Genomic DNA, 17,595 nt, shown 5'->3' with positions numbered 1-17,595 from the left:
CCTCCGTCACTCCGCCGCCGCGAAGGTCGCGCGGTAATGGTCCATCTGCATGCGGGTCGCGCGGACCGCGTTGTTCATCAGCGTAGAGACCGTGACCGGCCCCACCCCGCCAGGCACGGGCGTGATCCAGCCCGCCACCTCTGCGCAGCTGTCGAAATCGGCGTCGCCCACGGTGCGCCCCTCGACCCGGTTGATGCCGATATCGATCAGGGCCGCGCCGGGCTTGAGCATTTCGCCGTGCACCAGCCCCGGCTTGCCCACAGCGACGAAAACGGCGTCCGCGGCGCGCGAATGCACCGAGACCTGCCGCGTCATGTGGTGGCACACCGTGACGGTGGCGCCGAGCCCCATCATCAGGAAGGCGATCGGCTTGCCCACGATCTCGGAGTGGCCGATCACGCAGACATTGAGCCCTTCGGTCTGGAGCGGCAGGGATTTCAGGATCTCAACCGCTGCGACGGCGGTGCAGGGGCCCAGTTCCAGCTCGTTATAGACGATGTTGCCGATCGAGGCGGGGTGCATCCCCTCCACATCCTTGAGCGGATGCACCGCCTTCTGCAGCGCCTTGACCGGGATATGTGCGGGCAGCGGGCGCTGGATGATGATGCCGTTGACGCGCGGATCGGCGTTCAGACCGGCCAGCACGCCCTGAAGCTGTTCGAGGCTGATCGTCTCGGGGTAGTTGCGCACCTCGAAGGCCACGCCGGCTTTCTCGGCATATTTCCTCTGGTTGCGCACATAGAGTTCGGCAGCGGCGACGTCACCTACCGAGATCGAGACGAGGCACGGCGCCCAGCCTGCCTCAGAGAGCCGCTGCGCCTCGGCATAGGTCTCGTCCAGCTTGCCCTGCGCAAACGCCTTGCCGTCAATGATCGTGGCGCTCATCGGGATCTCCCTTGCCAAGAACCTGTTCTTCCTGCCCGATGAAATGCTCGATCATCTCGCGCCAGAGGCGGTCGGCGAGATCGGGATCGAGCCCGGCAGGCTCCGCTGCGGCGCGCACCTTCGAGACCACGTCCTCGACCCGGTCGGGGATGCGTGCAGGCCAGCCATTTTCCTGTTTGAGTTCCGCCGCACGGGCGATCAGCCGGGTGCGCGCGGCGAGCATCTCGACCAGCTCCCGGTCGAGCGCATCGATCGCGACGCGTAGCTCTTCCATCGAGTGTAGTTCGGACGGGGTTTTCATCGACAAGGCTCCCGGAACACTTGCGCCCCCTATCGCAGCTTGGCCCAACAAGCTCAAGACCGCGCGCCTAGAACAAACCCGTGATGCGGCAGTCGGCATCAAGGCCGATCGTCTCCGCAGCCGGGTGCCGGGGGAGGCCCGGCATGGTCATGATTTCACCGCAGATCACCACGACGAACCCCGCCCCGGCCGAGAGCCTCACCTCGCGGATCGGCAGCGTATGGCCCGAGGGCGCCCCGCGCAGCGTCGGGTCTGCGCTGAAGGAATACTGCGTCTTGGCCACGCAGATCGGCAGGTTGCCATAGCCCGCGGCCTCCCAGTCGCGAAGCTGGTTGAGGATCTTCTGATCGGCATAGACATCGCTCGCGTGGTAGATGCGCGTGGCTATGGTTTCGATCTTCTCAAACAGAGGCATGTCATCGGGATAGAGCGGCGCGAATTGCGAAGGGCGCTCGGTAAGCGCGACGATCTTCTCGGCCAGCGCCTCGGCTCCGGCGCCGCCTTCCGACCAGTGTGTGCATAGAACCGCCTCCACGCCCTGCGCCTCGGCGGCGGCGCGCACCGCTGCGATCTCGTCCTCGGTATCGGCAGTGAAGCGGTTGATCGCGACCACGACCGGTACGCCGAATTTCTTCATATTCGCGATGTGACGGTTGAGATTAGCGCAGCCCGCCTCGACCGCGGCAACATCCTCCGCGCCAAGATCCGCTTTAGCGACACCGCCATTCATCTTCAGCGCCCTAACCGTCGCCACGACCACAGCAGCACTCGGCGTCAGTCCGGCCTTACGGCATTTGATGTCGAAGAATTTCTCAGCACCCAGATCGGCGCCGAACCCCGCTTCGGTCACGACGTAATCGGCCAGCTTCAGCGCGCTTTGCGTCGCGATCACCGAGTTGCAGCCATGCGCGATATTGGCGAAGGGCCCGCCATGGACGAAAGCGGGAGTGCCCTCCAGCGTCTGCACGAGATTGGGCTGCAGCGCCTCTTTCAACAGCACCGCCATCGCGCCGTCGGCTCCGATCTCGGCGCAGGTCACCGGCGAGCGGTCGCGCCGATAGGCCACGACGATCCGACCGAGCCTCTCCTGCAAATCTGTCAGGTCGCGGCTCAGGCAGAGGCAGGCCATGACCTCGGAGGCGACGGTAATGTCGAAGCCGGTCTGGCGTGGGAAGCCGTTCGCGACGCCGCCGAGGCTGACGACGATGTCGCGCAGCGCCCGGTCGTTCATGTCGAGCACACGCCGCCACGTGATCCGGCGCGCGTCGATCTCGAGCGCGTTGCCCCAATGGATGTGATTGTCGATCATCGCCGCGAGCAGGTTATGCGCCGCGCCGACCGCGTGGAAATCGCCAGTGAAATGGAGGTTCATCGACTCCATCGGCACGACCTGCGCGTAACCGCCCCCCGCGGCCCCACCTTTCATCCCGAAATTCGGGCCGAGCGAGGCTTCGCGCAGGCAGATCGCGGCGCGCTTTCCGATCCGGGACAGCCCGTCGCCCAAGCCCACGGTCGTCGTCGTCTTGCCCTCGCCCGCGGGGGTCGGCGAGATTGCTGTGACGAGGATCAGCTTGCCGGTTTCGCGCCCATCCAGCCCAGCGACGAACTCCGCCTCCAGCTTCGCCTTGTCGCGACCATAGGGGATCAGGGCGTCTTCAGGAATGTCCAGTTTCGCTGCGATTTCCGGCATCGGGCGCAGCGTGGCGGCACGGGCAATATCGAGATCACTGGTCATCTGGTCCTCCTGCTGACGGAGGGTAACCATTTGACGACGCGGCGAAAGGGAAAGAAGCGACCGTTGCGGGATTAAATCGCCTCAGCGGACCTCGTCCATCAGCTCCCAGGCGCGCTGATCGGGGATGTGCAGCCGCAGCGTCTCACCGACCACCAGCCGGCCCGGACGTTCGACCCATGCGGTGACGCCGCGCCGTCCGTGCGCTGCGGGTTTGTAGCGCTTGCCTTTATCTGGATAGTGCTCTTCGATCACCCGGCCCGGCAGGACGCAGGGGCGGTTTTCCATATCGACGACGAGGGTCAGCCCGGTCTCGTTCTGAAGCCGCGCCGAGGGCGGGATATGGGTCAGATCCGGCAAGCCGCGCAGCACGATCGTCGCGCCGACCCAGGACGGATCGATTTCCGGCACGCCCATCGCGAAAGCGGTCTCCGCCAGCTCCTCGGCCGACAGGATCGTCAGCTGGCGGACATTGGCGATCTCGGTGCCCTTTGGATGCTGATCTGTGACCCGCGAACAAGAGGGACGTGTGCGTCCGCCATGCAGTTCTCCCACGGGACCGTCGAAGGTGAATTCGATCTCTTCGACCGGGGTCGAGGTCAGCTGTCCCTCGGTGGTAACCAGCCCGAGCCAGACGACCTCCCCTTGATATTGCGTGGGTTTCAGCGCGGCCATCAGCCCCTCTTTGACAAGACGACAAACAGACGACGGAACGGGAAAAAGACGCTACCGTCGTCCCGCAAAGGATAAACCGTCTCCAGCGCGGTTTCATAGCGTTCGATGAGAACCTGCGCTTCAGTGTCGCCCAAGAGCCGCAGGAAAGGTCGCATCACCGTGCTTTCCGTAAAGCGGCGGACCGGATGCGCGCCCGGCGTGGGCTCCAGTTCCTGCAGATATTCGGTGTGCCAGATGTCGACCTCGCCGAGGGGGCTGAGCATTTTCGCGTAATCCACCGCCGGGGCCACGGGCGGCACCCAGCCGGCGAAGTTGAAGCGGTCGGGAAACATCTCCTGCGACAGGTCGCGCAGGATGCGATGCGACGGCGCGCCGTGCTGGGCGGGCATCTGCACCGCCAGAACGCCGCCCTCGCGCAGCTCTCCGGCCAGACGCGGGAACAGCTTCGCGTGATCGGGCAGCCAATGCAGCGCAGCGTTGGAGAAGATCATCGCGGGCGGCTTGTTGGGCGTCCATTCGGAAATATCGACCAGATCGCAGCGATGATAGGCGCCGGTCGCCGCAGCGCGCTTGAGCATCGCCTCGGAATTATCGACGCCAACGATCTTGCGCTTGGGGTACTGGTGGTTCAGCGTCTCGCCCACCGCGCCATTGCCGCAGCCCAGATCGATGATCTTGCCGCGCTCTGGCAGATGCGGAACCCGCGCCAGAAGGTCGAGTGCCGGGCGCAGCCTCAGATTGCGGAACCGCGCATAAGCGTCGGGATCCCAATCGGCTGCGCCCGGCACTGAAGCGTCACGCGTGACCATTCTCGCGAACCTGCGCGATCAGGCCGAAGGCTCGGGGGTGGTTTCCGCCCCGCCGTCGCCCTGATCCTTTTTCTTGGACGTCTTGGGCAGCGCGGTCACCGACGGCAGGCTTCCCGAGGAGCTGTCATCGTCGTCACCGCCCAGCGGCTCTCCGGAGAGGACCTTCTTGATCTCGTCGCCCGTGAGGGTCTCGTATTCCAAAAGCCCCTGCGCCAGACGTTCCCAATCCTCGATCCGCTCGGTGAGGATGCGTCGGGCCTCCTGATAGCCCTCTTCGATCAGGCCGCGCACCTCTTCCTCGATCAGCTCTTTCGTCTTGGTCGAGACCGAGAAGCCAGCGGTGTTGCCCTGATAGCCCTCATGCGCCTCGGCGTAGTCGATATTGCCGACCTTGTCGGACATGCCCCAGCGCATCACCATCGCGCGGGCGATGGCCGACGCCTGCTGAATGTCACCGGCCGGGCCGTTCGAGACATGTTCCTCGCCCCATTTGATGATCTCGGCAGCCTTACCCGCCATCGTCATGGTGATTTTCTGCTTGGCCTCGTCCTTGTGGTAGTTGAGCTTGTCCATCTCGGGCAGCGAGACGACCATACCCAAGGCCTGACCGCGCGGAATGATCGTGGCCTTGTAGACCGGATCGCATTTCGGCAGCGACAGTCCGACGATGGCGTGACCGGCCTCGTGATAGGCGGTCATTTCCTTCTGCTCGGGAGTGAGGACCATCGAGCGGCGCTCGACACCCAGCATCACCTTGTCCTTCGCGTTCTCGAAATCTTCCATCGAGACGAAACGACGCCCGACGCGCGCCGCCATCAGAGCGGCCTCATTGACGAGGTTCATCAGGTCGGCGCCCGAGAAGCCCGGTGTGCCGCGCGCGATGGTGCGCAGGTCGACATCGGGCCCCACCGGCACTTTGCGCGAGTGAACCGTCAGGATCTTCTCGCGGCCCTTGATATCGGGGTTCGGCACGTGGATCTGGCGATCGAAGCGGCCCGGACGCAGCAGCGCGGGGTCGAGCACGTCTTTCCGGTTCGTCGCCGCGATGATGATGATGCCTTCGTTTGCCTCGAACCCGTCCATCTCGACCAGCAGCTGGTTGAGGGTCTGTTCGCGCTCGTCATTGCCGCCGCCGATGCCGACGCCACGGGCACGGCCCACCGCGTCGATCTCGTCGATGAAGACGATACAGGGCGCGTTCTTCTTGGCCTGTTCGAACATGTCGCGGACACGCGATGCACCGACACCGACGAACATCTCGACGAAGTCGGAGCCCGAGATGGTGAAGAACGGCACACCCGCCTCGCCCGCAATCGCGCGGGCCAGAAGCGTCTTACCGGTGCCCGGAGGGCCCACCAGCAGCGCGCCTTTCGGAATCTTGCCGCCAAGGCGCGAGAATTTTTGCGGGTTGCGCAGAAATTCGACGATCTCTTCGAGTTCTTCCTTGGCCTCGTCGATGCCAGCCACGTCGTCGAAGGTCACGCGACCATGTTTCTCGGTCAGCAGTTTTGCCTTGGACTTGCCGAAGCCCATCGCGCCGCCTTTGCCGCCGCCCTGCATCCGGTTCATGAAGAAGATCCAGATGCCGATCAGCACGAGGAACGGGAGCCAGACGCCCAGCAGCGACATGAAGCCGGATTGCTGTTGCTTGACGACGCTCACCGCGATGCCCTTGTCGATCAGCTTCTCTGCGATCTGATCTTCCAGAGGCTTGACGGTGGTGAAGCTCGTGCCGTCGGCGAGCTGGTAGCGCACCTCTTCGCCATCGAGGCGGACGTTCTTCACCTCGCCTTTGTTGACGGCGTCCATGAACTCCGAATAGGTCGCTTGGGACGAGTTCATCGAAGATTGCCCATCACCGAAAAGGTTGAACAGGGCCAAAATCAGCAGGAACAGCACCGCCCAAAAGGCCAGATTGCGCGCATTACCCAAGGAATATCCTCCAATCGTATCGGGCGGCTGACCTGCGGTCGCCGCCTCTTCCTCAGTGAAAATAGGCATTACGCGCCCGGGTTCAACGTCGAATTAGCCAAGTGTCGAATGCGTCGCGGCAAATCCGCGCCTGCCAGCCGATCCCGAAGCCTGCGAGCGGTGCCGCGACAAGCGTTTCGCCCCGCCATATGGCCGGGCTTGCGGCAAGCGAGGCACGCGGAAGGCCCGTTTCGCGCCAATCGGGGCATTGGCGTAATCCCGCCTCCCCCAGCGCCGCGACTTCCGTGGCGTCCATGGCGGGCCCGGTGACCACCCAGCGGTCCCAGGTCGCGGCGCTATCTTCGAGGGTCACGCGCAGATCGGCCACCGCCTGCGCCTCGCGGGTGATGCGTAGCGCGCCCTTGGCGGAGGTGATACGGCAACCGTGCAGGGTGCGGTCGCCTTGCCGGGGCAACTCCGCCAGCAGGGTCTGCACCTTCGCGGCGCGCGGCGCGTAATCCGCGCCAGAGATCCAGCGCAGCGCTGCCACGATCAGGCGACGTTGCAACTCCGGATTCATCACGGAAAAGCCCGTCGCGTCGATCAGCAGATCTCCCGATTGCTCGGAGACATGGCGCTCGACCTCCGCCATCAGCAGTCGATGCAGCGCAGCGTTGGCCGACGCAAGGTTTGTCGTCACCCCGGCAATCGCCTGCGCATCGACGCCCAAAGATTTCAGCGTGCCAAGCGCCTGTCGCGCCTTCACCCGGTCGAAGCGTTCATTTTCGTTGGACGGATCGTCGACCCATGCGATGCCCTGCCTGCGCAGGTAATCGCGCAACGCCTCTCGTGTCTGGGTCAGAAACGGGCGGTGCCATGTCACCCCCTCGGCCTCGAAGCGTGGGCGCATGCCTGACAGCCCCTCCAGCCCCGCCTCGCGCGCGAGCCGCATCAGAAAGGTCTCTGCCTGATCGTCGGCAGTATGCCCAAGTGCGACATGACTGATCCCGGTCGAGCCCGCCCATGCGCCGATCAGCCCAAGGCGCGCCCGGCGCGCGGCGTCCATCAGGTTACCTTCGGCGCTGGCTCCGTCCCAGCGCAGGATCGTGTGCGAAATACCCCGATCTGCGCAGAACCGCCCGACAAATGCGGCTTCCTCGGCAGCCTCGGTGCGCAGCCCGTGATCCACCGTCACCGCGGCGACCTCGAAATGCGCAGCCAACAGCGCCAGCGTCGCCATCGAATCCGAGCCCCCGGAAACGGCAACCCCGACGCGCCGGGGCGCATCGGGGTCAAAACCGTGTCTTGCGATGTCGTCCAGCGTCACCGGAGAACGCTCACTGGCATCCCAGCGATTGCTGCGCGTTCTGCGCCTCGCCCGCCGCCGATGAACCCGGGAAGCGTGCGCTCACCTGACCCAGCGTAGTGCAGGCCTCGCTCTGCTGTCCGAGCTGCCCCAGCGCCTTGCCGAGCGACAGCAGGTTATCCGCGGCGCGCGAGCCTTTCGGGTCGGCGGAGAACCCGTCGAGCCATGCCCGCGCAGCGCCCGCCTCATCACCCTGCTTTTGCAGTGCAAGACCGCGATAATACATCGCGTCGCTGGTCAGCGGGGAACCGGGATAGGTCTGCCGGAAGGTCGTGAGAAGATCGGCCGCAGAGGCGTAATCGCCATCCTCATAGGCCTTCTTGCCCGCCTCGAAATCCGATTTCTCGTTGATCGCAAGATCGGGTCCGGGCGTGGAATCCGGAGCCGGACCCGTGACCGACGCACCGGTGTTCGGCGCTTCGCCTCCCAGCGGCTCTGTCTTGCCAAGCTTCGAAATGTCGCAATTCTCTTCCATCTCGCAGACCCGGAAGTTCAGATCGCCGATCCGCTTCGTGCCGTCGGCGACGACGCGGTTGATCTTGTTTTCCAGCTCCTCGACGCGGTCGGTCATATGCGACAGCGACAGCTCCATCGAATCCATCCGCTGCAGAGCGGAATCGCCGCCCGCCTTCTGCAGACCGGCTTGACCAGAGGATTTCAGTTCCTGGCGCAGGCTACCGATCTCGGTCTGAAGCTGTCCCAGTTCGGTCTTGATGTCAGCCAGCGTCTGGGCGCGGTTCGCGTCCTGAGCCAGCGCGGGCGCGGCTGCCAGAACAGCCGCACCGAGAAGCAAAGCTCTCAGCATCGCGATCAGCTCCCGACCGCCGATTGCGAGATCACCGTCACGGCGCGACGGTTCTTCTGGTAGCACTCTTCGGTCGAGCAGACTGCCAGCGGACGTTCTTTACCGTAGGAGACCGTGCGCAAACGGTTGCCGGCCACGCCTTGGCTGATCAGGTATTCCTGAACCGCAGAGGCACGACGCGCCCCAAGCGCGAGGTTATATTCGCGGGTGCCCTGCTCGTCGGCATGGCCTTCGATGATCGCGGTGTAGCTCGGGTGGCTCACCAGCCAACTCGCCTGCTGGCTCAGGATGCCGCGCGCGGTGTCGGTCAGCGTCGACTGGTCGACTTGGAAATGCACCATGTCGCCGATGGTCTGGCTGAAATAGGCCGGCGAGTTCGGATCGTTGATCCCGCCTTGGCTGACGCCACCCATGCCAGCGCCGCCCGGTCCGAGCGCGCCGCCGGGACCGGTCGCACCGGAGCCGTATTGATCGGGGTTCGAACAGGCCGCGAGGCCCAGCATCGAGATGGCCAACACGGCCTTCACTGCAAATTTCATTGGTTCCGCCTTTGTTGATCTGCCCATTGCGGGCGAGCCTACCAGTTTCTCTAACGCTTGTTAATCCGCCCTCACGGCAGAAGCGGCGACCAGGCCGGGTCCGACGCGGCGCCCGGCGTGGAGACTTTCTTCAGGTTGCGCCCGGAGATGTCGACCGAATAGAGCGAGGCCGAGCCTTCGGCGCCGGGGCTCTCCCGGGTGAACATGATCACCCGGCCATTGGGCGACCAGGTTGGGCCCTCGTCGAGGAAGGACGAGGTCAGCAGCCGCTCTTCCGAGCCATCGGTGCGCATCACGCCGATATGGAACCGGCCTTGGTTCTGCTTGGTAAAGGCGATCATATCGCCGCGCGGCGACCAGACCGGCGTCGAATAGCGCCCGTCGCCAAAGCTGATCCGCGTCGCCTCGCCGCCGCCGACCGGCATGATGTAGAGCTGCTGGGTACCCGAGCGATCGGACTCGAACACGATCCGCGAGCCGTCGGGCGAGAAGCTGGGCGAAGTCTCGATCGCGGGCGAGGTCGTCAACCGTTGGGTCTGGCCCGTGCTGACATTCATCATCCAGAGGTCGGTATTGCCGTTCTGCTCCATCGAGTAGACGATTTTCTGCCCATCGGGCGAGAAGCGCGGCGCGAATGTCATCGTCCCGGGCACCTCAGGCAGCAGCCTCGCCGAGGCGGTCGCCACGTCGAGCATCTTGATGCGCGGGAAACCGGTCTCGAAGGTGGTGAAGAGCACTTTCGTCCCGTCGCGCGAGAAACGCGGTGCGAGCACGATGGTCGAGGCATCGGTGAGATAGGTCACATTCGCGCCGTCGTAATCCATCACCGCGAGGCGCTTCTGGCGGTTGTCCTTCGGCCCGCTTTCCGAGACGAAAACAACGCGGCTGTCGAAATACGGCCCCTCGCCCGTGATGCGCGAATAGATCACGTCCGAGACCTTATGTGCCAGACGCCGCCAGCTTGCCGGCGAGGCCGCAAGTTGCTGCCCGTCGCCCATCTGCTGTCCGGAGAACACGTCGAACAGGCGGAACTTCACGACCACCTTGCCGCCCTGCATCCCGACCGACCCCACGACCAGCGCCTGTGCGTTGATCGCCTGCCAGTCGGAATATTTCACCGGCGTGTCGAAGCTCGACACGTTCTGGATATAGGCGGATTTCGGAATTTCGCGGAACAGCCCGGTCCCGGTCAGATCGCTCGAGATCACCTGCGTGATCTGGCTCGCCATCTGGCCGGCGTCGGGGGTCTCGGGGATGAAACCCGCGATTGCGAACGGCATCGGCTCGATCACACCATCGGTGATCTCGATATGCAGCGGCTCGGAATCCTGCGCGATTGCGGCGATGGGTGCCAGCATCACAGCGGCCAGCAAACTGAGAACGAAACGCATCATGTCACACACTCCCTTTCCGGGTCTTGCCCGGTTTGTAACGCGCTGCGGCACGATCGTGCATCACAACCCCATGACACCGCGCGGAAATTCGCCGATCAGCCATCATTTCATCCTCATTTTTTCGGGATTGAAGTCGATGGTGATCGTTTTCCAGCGGTCATATTTCTCCGGCGGCAGCGGGAACCCGTCCGAACCGCACAGAACGATGGCGCGTCGCCCGGCCTCGAAGGCCTGATCGACCGCGTTGCCGGTGCCGCCCGTCGCCCCGACCAGCTTGATCGAGGAGATGATCGGGTGGCCGTCGGGCTGCATATCGACCGACAGCGTCACTGTGGTGCGCAGCGCATCCGAGCTGAGCGCGCCGGTGTTCCAGCACTGCTTGATATCGACGATCAGCGCGTCTTTCTCGCCCGCGGTGATCGGCGGACCCGTCGGCGCAGAGCCGGTGCCACCCGTGCCTTCACCGCCCAAGGCAGCCGCAAGCGCATCGTTGACCGAGGCGCTGTCGACTTTCTTTGGCTCGCTCGGCGCGGGCGTTTTCTCAGCCTGTTTCGGCTCAGCCGGTTTCTTCTCGGCGGGCTTGGGCGCTTCAGGCTTCTTCTCTGCCGGGGACGCAGCCGTCTGCGTCTCTTTCGGCGCGGGCGGTTTCGGCTTGGCGCTCGGCCGCGGCGAGGCCAGCGGCGCGGAGCTTTCCGGCTTGTCCTTGGTCTTGTTCGCCTCGGTCACGATTTCGGTGGAGGCTTCGGGCGGCGCCGTCGCCTCCTTCGGCTTCTCGGTGGGCTGATCGGGCGTGTCGGCGGGTTTGGAGGCCTCTTGCGGCTGGGCCTGCGGGTCGACCTTCGCCTCGGGCGGCGGCTCGGGCGCAGGCGTGGGAGCAACGCGCGGCGCCTGTTTCGGCTTCGGCACGGGCGAGATATCGGGCGTGACCGTCGGCGAAGGCTCCTCGACCGGCGGCACGATCTCCGGCGGCGTGTCGCTCACTTCGGCAGGCGGCGTCGGCTCTTGCAGGGCCGACACATCGGGCTGCGCATCCGGTACGGGGTCGGGCTGCTGCATCGCCTGCGGTTCCGGCTCGGGCTTGGCCTGCGGCTCCGGCGCGGGCGGCTTGGGCGGCGGGGCCGTCTCGGTTGGCGTATCGGGCGCCGTGGGCGCGACCGGATCCGGCGTGGGCTGCGGCGCGTCCTTCGGCGCCGAGGCCATCATCGTGTTGAAGTCCTTCTCGGACATCACCGCGACCTGAGAGATCACCACCGGCTTATTCGGTTTCGGGAAGAACCACTGGCCCCCGGCAATGACCCAGAAGAGCACGCCCAGATGCAGCGCGCCCGACAGGCCGTAACCGATCTTGTCCGCACGGTTCATGCGATGCCCCCTGGGCTCAGTTCCCCGCAGGCGCCGTCAATTGCGGCCCCCCGGTATCGGTGACGAGCGTGATGTTCGAGAACCCCGCGCCGTTGAGCGCGCCCATCACCTGCACCACCTGAGAATAGGAAATCTTGCCATCCGCACGCAGGAAGACCTTGTCGCTCTTGCGCTCGGCCGCGATCGCCTTGAGGCGGTCGATCAGCTGATCCTGCGGCACTTCCGAGTTCATCAGCGAGACCTTCCCGTCCGCCTGGATCGACACCGTCAGCGGCACCTCCTGCTCGGTCGGTACGGCCTTGGCCGCCGTCTTCGGCAACTCGAGCGGCACGCCCACCGTCATCATCGGCGCGGCGACCATGAAGATCACCAGCAGCACCAGCATCACGTCGACCATCGGCGTGACGTTGATCTCGCTCATCGCGGCGTGACGCCCGCGCCCGCTCCTGCGGCGCCGCGATCCGCCCGATCCGCGTTTTGCAACACCCGCACCCATGATCAGCTATCCAACTGGCGCGACAGGATGGTCGAGAATTCGTCCGCGAAGGCCTCATAGTTGCCCGCAATGCGATCGGCATCGGACGACAGCTTGTTGTAGAAGATCACCGCCGGAATTGCCGCGAGAAGACCCAGCGCGGTCGCCACGAGCGCTTCCGAAATGCCGGGCGCCACGACGGCGAGCGAGGTATTCTGCGAGATCGCGATCTCCTCGAAGGCGACCTTGATCCCCCAGACCGTACCGAACAGGCCCACGAAGGGCGAGATCGAGCCCACGGTCGCAAGGAAGGTCAGCCCGTAATTGAGGTTTTCGGTCGCCTTCTGGATCGCGACATCCATCGAGCGTTCGATCCGCGCTTGCGCGCCGGTTATCAGCGCCCCGTCCTGACGATGCGACCGGCGCCATTCCAACATGCCGGCGGCGAAGATCTTCTGGCTCGCGCCTTCGGGCGCGGGGCCGATCTGGTCGAACAGCTCGTCGAGCGGCTCGCCAGACCAGAAGGCCCGGTCGAAGGCTTCCGCCTCGGAGCGCGCCGCGCGATAGGCGATGAATTTGCGGATGATGATCGCCCAGGACCAGAAGCTGGCCACGACGAGGATGATCATCACGAGTTTGACGGTCAGCGATGCGCGCAGAAAGAGCGCCAGCAGGGAGAAATCGATCTCCTGCGCCATCGCAAGCGAAGAATGGTCCATAGGTACTGCTCGCCGGTTGGGGCCACGTTATCGGGCCTCTGATTACCAGCGATTCTATATCAGCAGTAAGGGGAACGCCATAACAACAATGTAACCGGCGAAACCCCGCCGCTTTTCAATGCAGTTTCGGGGCCAGTTTCCGGCGAATATCGGCGGGAAGCCGCTGAGCCGCGCCCGCCTCGTTGAGACAGACGATGGTGACCTGCGCGGTGAACAGCACCTCGCCGTCGCGCTGCACGGTCTGTTCCATCACCAAGCGCGCGCCCGTTTCGGTGACGAGGTCGGTCGTCACCACCAGTTCGTCGTCGAATTTCGCGGGACGCAGGTAATCGGCCTCGACGCGGCGCACCGCGAAAACCACCCCGTAATCGGCCTTCATGGCGACCTGATCGACGCCCAGCGCGCGGACGAATTCGGACCGCCCGCGCTCGATGAACTTCAGGTAATTGGCGTAATAGACGATCCCCGCGAGGTCGGTATCCTCGTAATAGACCCGGATCGGAAACTCATGCGCCATGCTCGTTCTCCCGATCGTCCGGCTCCGCCTCGCCCACTTCGCGCGAAAATTCCCGTACCGCCTCTGCGGCCTCGCCCTGACGCAGGCCGGCGCGGGCCGCGAGACGCAGCGCGTGGCTCGGATCTTTCGCCACAGCCGGCATCGTCGGGTCATAGGCAGCTGCGATCACCGCAGCGATCTCGGGGCGCAGCACGGTCACCCCGCGCGCCACCGCAAGCGGCGAGCGTTTCACGAAGGCCTTGTCGGACCAAAGCAGGATCATCTGCACCGCCTGGCTAAGCGCGATTACCTCGGCGGGCACCTCGTCGAGCCCCGCATCCATCCGCACGAAGGCGAAACAGGCGCGGATCGCGCCCTCCTTGTCGAAGCGGAAGACGCGATACTGGTTCGCCCCCTGATCGTCGAGCCGGATCACCAGATCCTGCAACCCGTCGATCAGGTGATCGAGATTGGGCACCTCGAGCAATTCCTGCCAGTCGCGGAAGAAGAAGACCATCAGGTTCGCGCCCAGCTCGGGATCGGTCTCAGCCATCTTGTGCCCTGCCAGCGCCACCACCGCCTCGACCGCGCCCTTCACCGTCGCAAGCGTCGCCGCCTCGACCCCGAACACGACGGGAACGACGGGGCGCCCCCAGCGCGCGAATAGATATTCGTCGGAAGAGCGCCGGAAGAGCTGCTCCACCATTTCGCCCGTGATTTCTGCCTGTTCCGCCATGCTGCCTCCCTCGCTTCGCCCCGACCCTAAGAGATCGCGACCGAGGGGGGAAGGGGGCCAGCCCGATCGGCCGCGCATCCCCGGCTTTTGCCTGCAACGACGTTTTGGCTTGGCACAAATATCCCGGGGGAGCGCCCGACCGGGCGTGGGGGCAGCGCCCCCTCCTCTTCGGCGATTGCGAACCCACGGTGACGGGCGGCAGCCCTCCCTGATCTGCGCTTGCCGCGCTTGCACCTCACGCCTATAAGGGCGGCATGTTCTTGCTGGCTGCATATCCGCGAATTATTTGCCCGGCGCTCTGACGCGTCAGGGTAGCCGGGATATTGCGCCAAGCCTCGCGGCGTGCGCGCGCACGCCCTTCCCTTTCCCAAGGACGACCTATCCATGAGTTCCGACCAGACCACCGAGACGACCGCCCCCGACTATCGCGGCACCGTCTTTCTGCCGAAAACCGATTTTCCGATGCGCGCGGGCCTGCCTGCGCGTGAGCCCGACTGGCTGGCGCGCTGGGAGAAGATCGGCATCTACGATCGCCTGCGCGAGAAGGCCGCGAAGGAGACGCGCCCCGGCTTCGTGCTCCATGACGGCCCTCCCTACGCGAACGGCCATCTCCATATCGGTCACGCGCTCAACAAGATCCTGAAGGATTTCATCACTCGCTCTCAGCAGATGATGGGCCGCGACGCGCGCTACGTGCCTGGCTGGGACTGCCACGGCCTTCCGATCGAGTGGAAGATCGAAGAGCAGTACCGCGCCAAGGGGCTCGACAAGGACGCTGTCGACGTGGTGGCGTTCCGCCGCGAATGCCGCGCCTTTGCCGAGAACTGGGTCGACATCCAGCGCGAGGAATTCAAGCGTCTGGGGGTCTATGGCAACTGGGCCGATCCCTATCTGACGATGAACTACCATGCCGAGGCGGTGATCGCCGAGGAGTTCATGAAGTTCCTGATGAACGGCACGCTCTACCAAGGCTCCAAGCCCGTGATGTGGTCGCCGGTCGAGAAGACCGCGCTGGCCGAGGCAGAGGTCGAGTATCACGACCACACCAGCCACACGATCTGGGTGCGCTTCAAGGTCCGCCGGGGCGGCAATGCCGACATGCCGACCGAGGATGCGGTCGAATATGACGCCGCGGATCAGGCGCTGCTGGCCGATCAGCTGCACGCGGCGAGCGTCGTGATCTGGACCACGACCCCGTGGACGATCCCGCAAAACCGCGCCGTGTCCTTCAATCCGGGCATCGCCTACGGGCTCTACCGCGTCGACACGCTGGGCGAGAAATCGACCGCCGAGGAAGGCGAACTGCTGCTGATGGCCGATGCGCTGGCGCAATCGGTGATGGATCAGGCGAAAGTCGAGAGCTTCACCCGCGTGCGCAATGTCAGCGCGGCAGAGCTTGAGGGGCTGACGCTCTCGCATCCCTATGCCGGCGTCGAGGGCGCGAATGGCGAGTGGGATTACGACGTCCCGGTCCTGCCCGGCGACCACGTCACCGACGAGGCCGGGACGGGCTTCGTTCACACCGCACCGAGCCACGGCGACGACGACTATCAGATGGGCCTGAAATACGGGCTGCAGATGACCTATAACGTCGAGCCCGACGGCAGCTACCGCAAGGACCTGCCGCTATTCGGCGGCGAGGCGATCGTCGCGGCTGATGGCAAGGACGGGCCGGCAAATGTGTCGAACATCAAGCAACTGGCCTGGGCCGGGGCGCTTCTCGCCAAGGGCAAGATCAAGCACTCCTATCCGCATAGCTGGCGCTCCAAAGCCCCGCTGATCTATCGCAACACGCCGCAATGGTTCGCCGCGATCGACCACACGCTGGATGACGGCATGGGCGAGTATGGCGACACGATCCGCGCCCGGGCGCTGACCTCGATCGAAGAGCTGGTGACCTTCACGCCCGAGAAGGGCAAGAACCGCCTGCATTCGATGATCGAGAACCGTCCCGACTGGGTGCTGAGCCGTCAGCGCGCCTGGGGCGTGCCGCTCACCTGTTTCGTCAAGAAAGGCGCCAAGCCCACCGACGAAGACTTCCTGCTGCGCAACGCCGAGGTCAACGCACGCATCACCGCCGCCTTCGAGACCGAGGGTGCGGACGCGTGGTATGAGGACGGCTTCAAGGCGAAGGTTCTGGAAGGCGTCGTGAATCCCGACGAGTACGAACAGATCTTCGACGTGCTCGACGTCTGGTTCGATTCCGGCTCCACCCACGCCTTCGTGCTGCGCGACCGCGCCGACGGGACAGAGGACGGCATCGCCGATGTCTACCTCGAGGGGACCGACCAGCACCGCGGCTGGTTCCACTCCTCGTTGCTGCAGGCCTGCGCCACGAAGGGCCGCGCGCCCTACCGCAACGTGGTGACGCATGGCTTCACGCTCGACGAGAAGGGCATGAAGATGTCCAAATCGCTCGGCAACACCGTCGCGCCGCAGGAGGTGATCGAGCAATACGGCGCCGATATCCTGCGGCTCTGGGTTGCGCAGTCGGACTTCACCGCCGATCTGCGCATCGGCAAGGAGATCCTGAAAGGCACCGCCGACAGCTATCGTCGTCTGCGCAACACGCTGCGTTTCATGCTGGGCAATCTCGATGGGTTCTCCGACGCCGAGCGCGTCGATCCGACCGAGATGCCGGAGCTGGAGCGCTGGGTACTGCATCGTCTGGCACAGCTCGATACCGAGGTGCGCAAGGGCTATGACGCCTTCGATTTCCAGGGCGTTTTCCAGCAGCTGTTCAACTTCTGCACGGTGGACCTGTCGGCCTTCTATTTCGACGTCCGCAAGGATGCGCTCTATTGCGACCCCGAGGACAGCCTGCGCCGCCGTTCGGCGCGCACGGTGCTGGATCTGCTGTTCCATCGCCTGACGACCTGGCTCGCGCCGATCCTCGTTTTCACCATGGAAGACGTGTGGCTGTCGCGCTTCCCGGGCGACGATGCCTCGGTTCACCTGCAGGACATCCCCGAGACTCCCGAAGCCTGGGCCGACGCGAGCCTTGCGGCGAAATGGGATGGCATCCGCCGCGCACGTCGCGTGGTGACGGCAGCGCTGGAGGTGCAGCGTTCGGCCAAGGTGATCGGAGCCTCGCTAGAGGCCGCACCAGTCGTGCATGTCGAGGATGCGGACGTTCTGGCGGCGCTGAAATCGGTGCCCTTCGAGGATCTCTGCATCACCTCGGACATCGCGCTGACCGCCGATCCGGCTCCGCAGGAAGCGTACCGCCTGCCCGAAGTTTCGGGCATCTCGGTGGTCTTCGAGAAAGCCGACGGTCAGAAATGCGAGCGCTGCTGGAAGATTCTGCCCGATGTCGGCACGCATGAGCATCCCGGCACCTGCAAACGGTGCGATGCGGCGCTCGACTGAGCGGCGCGTATCCGGTGACGG

General features: G+C 64.7%; 16 protein-coding genes. 1 reads left to right on the top strand and 15 read right to left on the bottom strand.

Annotated elements, in window-relative coordinates:
• Positions 1 to 6: 6 nt before the first annotated feature.
• From B6V72_RS15695 to B6V72_RS15625, 15 genes are all read right to left on the bottom strand, one after another.
• Positions 7 to 885: a bifunctional 5,10-methylenetetrahydrofolate dehydrogenase/5,10-methenyltetrahydrofolate cyclohydrolase gene (locus B6V72_RS15695; RefSeq protein WP_088735975.1), complete on the bottom strand. Its 879-nt coding sequence runs from the start codon at positions 883 to 885 to the stop codon at positions 7 to 9.
• Positions 866 to 1,186 carry a chorismate mutase gene (locus B6V72_RS15690; RefSeq protein WP_075775885.1) on the bottom strand — a complete coding sequence of 107 codons (321 nt, stop codon included), beginning with the start codon at positions 1,184 to 1,186 and terminating at the stop codon, positions 866 to 868. Before B6V72_RS15690 ends, B6V72_RS15695 begins: the two co-directional genes overlap by 20 nt.
• A gap of 67 nt (positions 1,187 to 1,253) precedes the next feature.
• Positions 1,254 to 2,921: a formate--tetrahydrofolate ligase gene (locus tag B6V72_RS15685; RefSeq protein ID WP_088735974.1), complete on the bottom strand. Its 1,668-nt coding sequence runs from the start codon at positions 2,919 to 2,921 to the stop codon at positions 1,254 to 1,256.
• A gap of 81 nt (positions 2,922 to 3,002) precedes the next feature.
• Positions 3,003 to 3,593 (bottom strand): sulfurase, encoded by a 591-nt coding sequence (locus tag B6V72_RS15680; protein WP_075775883.1) that lies wholly within the window; start codon positions 3,591 to 3,593, stop codon positions 3,003 to 3,005.
• Positions 3,593 to 4,402 (bottom strand): methyltransferase domain-containing protein, encoded by an 810-nt coding sequence (locus B6V72_RS15675; protein WP_088725610.1) that lies wholly within the window; start codon positions 4,400 to 4,402, stop codon positions 3,593 to 3,595. Before B6V72_RS15675 ends, B6V72_RS15680 begins: the two co-directional genes overlap by 1 nt.
• Positions 4,403 to 4,420: 18 nt before the next feature.
• Positions 4,421 to 6,334, bottom strand: coding sequence for an ATP-dependent zinc metalloprotease FtsH (ftsH, locus tag B6V72_RS15670; RefSeq protein WP_075775881.1), 1,914 nt, complete (start codon positions 6,332 to 6,334; stop codon positions 4,421 to 4,423).
• Positions 6,335 to 6,416: 82 nt separating this feature from the next.
• The gene (gene tilS, locus B6V72_RS15665) at positions 6,417 to 7,640 is read right to left on the bottom strand and encodes a tRNA lysidine(34) synthetase TilS (protein ID WP_240497739.1); all 1,224 of its coding nucleotides are present in this window, start codon (positions 7,638 to 7,640) and stop codon (positions 6,417 to 6,419) included.
• Between the two features lie 10 nt (positions 7,641 to 7,650).
• Positions 7,651 to 8,484 (bottom strand): tol-pal system protein YbgF, encoded by an 834-nt coding sequence (gene ybgF, locus B6V72_RS15660; RefSeq protein ID WP_341865723.1) that lies wholly within the window; start codon positions 8,482 to 8,484, stop codon positions 7,651 to 7,653.
• A 5-nt stretch (positions 8,485 to 8,489) separates the two neighbouring features.
• Positions 8,490 to 9,023, bottom strand: a complete 534-nt coding sequence (gene pal, locus B6V72_RS15655; protein ID WP_075775879.1) for a peptidoglycan-associated lipoprotein Pal — start codon at positions 9,021 to 9,023, stop codon at positions 8,490 to 8,492.
• 71 nt (positions 9,024 to 9,094) lie between these two features.
• The gene (tolB, locus tag B6V72_RS15650; RefSeq protein WP_075775878.1) at positions 9,095 to 10,417 is read right to left on the bottom strand and encodes a Tol-Pal system beta propeller repeat protein TolB; all 1,323 of its coding nucleotides are present in this window, start codon (positions 10,415 to 10,417) and stop codon (positions 9,095 to 9,097) included.
• 102 nt (positions 10,418 to 10,519) lie between these two features.
• Positions 10,520 to 11,779 (bottom strand): hypothetical protein, encoded by a 1,260-nt coding sequence (locus B6V72_RS15645; RefSeq protein ID WP_088735973.1) that lies wholly within the window; start codon positions 11,777 to 11,779, stop codon positions 10,520 to 10,522.
• Positions 11,780 to 11,795: 16 nt separating this feature from the next.
• Complete coding sequence (gene tolR, locus B6V72_RS15640; protein WP_075775876.1) at positions 11,796 to 12,275, bottom strand: protein TolR; 480 nt, start codon at positions 12,273 to 12,275, stop codon at positions 11,796 to 11,798.
• Positions 12,276 to 12,277: 2 nt separating this feature from the next.
• On the bottom strand, positions 12,278 to 12,973 hold the full coding sequence (gene tolQ / locus B6V72_RS15635) for a protein TolQ (protein ID WP_088720384.1): 696 nt from the start codon (positions 12,971 to 12,973) through the stop codon (positions 12,278 to 12,280).
• A gap of 115 nt (positions 12,974 to 13,088) precedes the next feature.
• On the bottom strand, positions 13,089 to 13,490 hold the full coding sequence (ybgC, locus tag B6V72_RS15630) for a tol-pal system-associated acyl-CoA thioesterase (protein WP_088720385.1): 402 nt from the start codon (positions 13,488 to 13,490) through the stop codon (positions 13,089 to 13,091).
• Positions 13,480 to 14,175 (bottom strand): hypothetical protein, encoded by a 696-nt coding sequence (locus B6V72_RS15625; RefSeq protein ID WP_240497749.1) that lies wholly within the window; start codon positions 14,173 to 14,175, stop codon positions 13,480 to 13,482. Before B6V72_RS15625 ends, ybgC begins: the two co-directional genes overlap by 11 nt.
• A 414-nt stretch (positions 14,176 to 14,589) precedes the next feature.
• On the opposite strand from B6V72_RS15625, the gene ileS reads away from it, so the two are divergent.
• Entirely contained in the window at positions 14,590 to 17,574 is a 2,985-nt protein-coding gene (gene ileS, locus B6V72_RS15620; RefSeq protein ID WP_088735972.1) for an isoleucine--tRNA ligase, read from the top strand.
• Positions 17,575 to 17,595: the final 21 nt, after the last annotated feature.

The sequence above is a fragment of the Thioclava sp. F34-6 genome (genome assembly GCF_002213235.1).
Taxonomy (GTDB): domain Bacteria; phylum Pseudomonadota; class Alphaproteobacteria; order Rhodobacterales; family Rhodobacteraceae; genus Thioclava; species Thioclava nitratireducens.
The sequence above is the reverse complement of the archived record's forward strand: the minus strand, read 5'-3'. Positions and strand labels throughout refer to the sequence as shown.

Excerpts from the sequence above, each read along its gene's own strand:
- B6V72_RS15645 (WP_088735973.1), bottom strand. The coding sequence starts at position 11,779 with ATGAACCGTGCGGACAAGATCGGTTACGGCCTGTCGGGCGCGCTGCAT.
- B6V72_RS15695 (WP_088735975.1), bottom strand. The coding sequence starts at position 885 with ATGAGCGCCACGATCATTGACGGCAAGGCGTTTGCGCAGGGCAAGCTG.
- B6V72_RS15625 (WP_240497749.1), bottom strand. The coding sequence starts at position 14,175 with ATGGTGGAGCAGCTCTTCCGGCGCTCTTCCGACGAATATCTATTCGCG.
- tolB (WP_075775878.1), bottom strand. The coding sequence starts at position 10,417 with ATGATGCGTTTCGTTCTCAGTTTGCTGGCCGCTGTGATGCTGGCACCC.
- B6V72_RS15675 (WP_088725610.1), bottom strand. The coding sequence starts at position 4,402 with ATGGTCACGCGTGACGCTTCAGTGCCGGGCGCAGCCGATTGGGATCCC.
- ybgF (WP_341865723.1), bottom strand. The coding sequence starts at position 8,484 with ATGCTGAGAGCTTTGCTTCTCGGTGCGGCTGTTCTGGCAGCCGCGCCC.
- pal (WP_075775879.1), bottom strand. The coding sequence starts at position 9,023 with ATGAAATTTGCAGTGAAGGCCGTGTTGGCCATCTCGATGCTGGGCCTC.
- tolR (WP_075775876.1), bottom strand. The coding sequence starts at position 12,275 with ATGGGTGCGGGTGTTGCAAAACGCGGATCGGGCGGATCGCGGCGCCGC.
- tolQ (WP_088720384.1), bottom strand. The coding sequence starts at position 12,973 with ATGGACCATTCTTCGCTTGCGATGGCGCAGGAGATCGATTTCTCCCTG.
- B6V72_RS15690 (WP_075775885.1), bottom strand. The coding sequence starts at position 1,186 with ATGAAAACCCCGTCCGAACTACACTCGATGGAAGAGCTACGCGTCGCG.
- ybgC (WP_088720385.1), bottom strand. The coding sequence starts at position 13,490 with ATGGCGCATGAGTTTCCGATCCGGGTCTATTACGAGGATACCGACCTC.
- ileS (WP_088735972.1), top strand. The coding sequence starts at position 14,590 with ATGAGTTCCGACCAGACCACCGAGACGACCGCCCCCGACTATCGCGGC.
- B6V72_RS15680 (WP_075775883.1), bottom strand. The coding sequence starts at position 3,593 with ATGGCCGCGCTGAAACCCACGCAATATCAAGGGGAGGTCGTCTGGCTC.
- B6V72_RS15685 (WP_088735974.1), bottom strand. The coding sequence starts at position 2,921 with ATGACCAGTGATCTCGATATTGCCCGTGCCGCCACGCTGCGCCCGATG.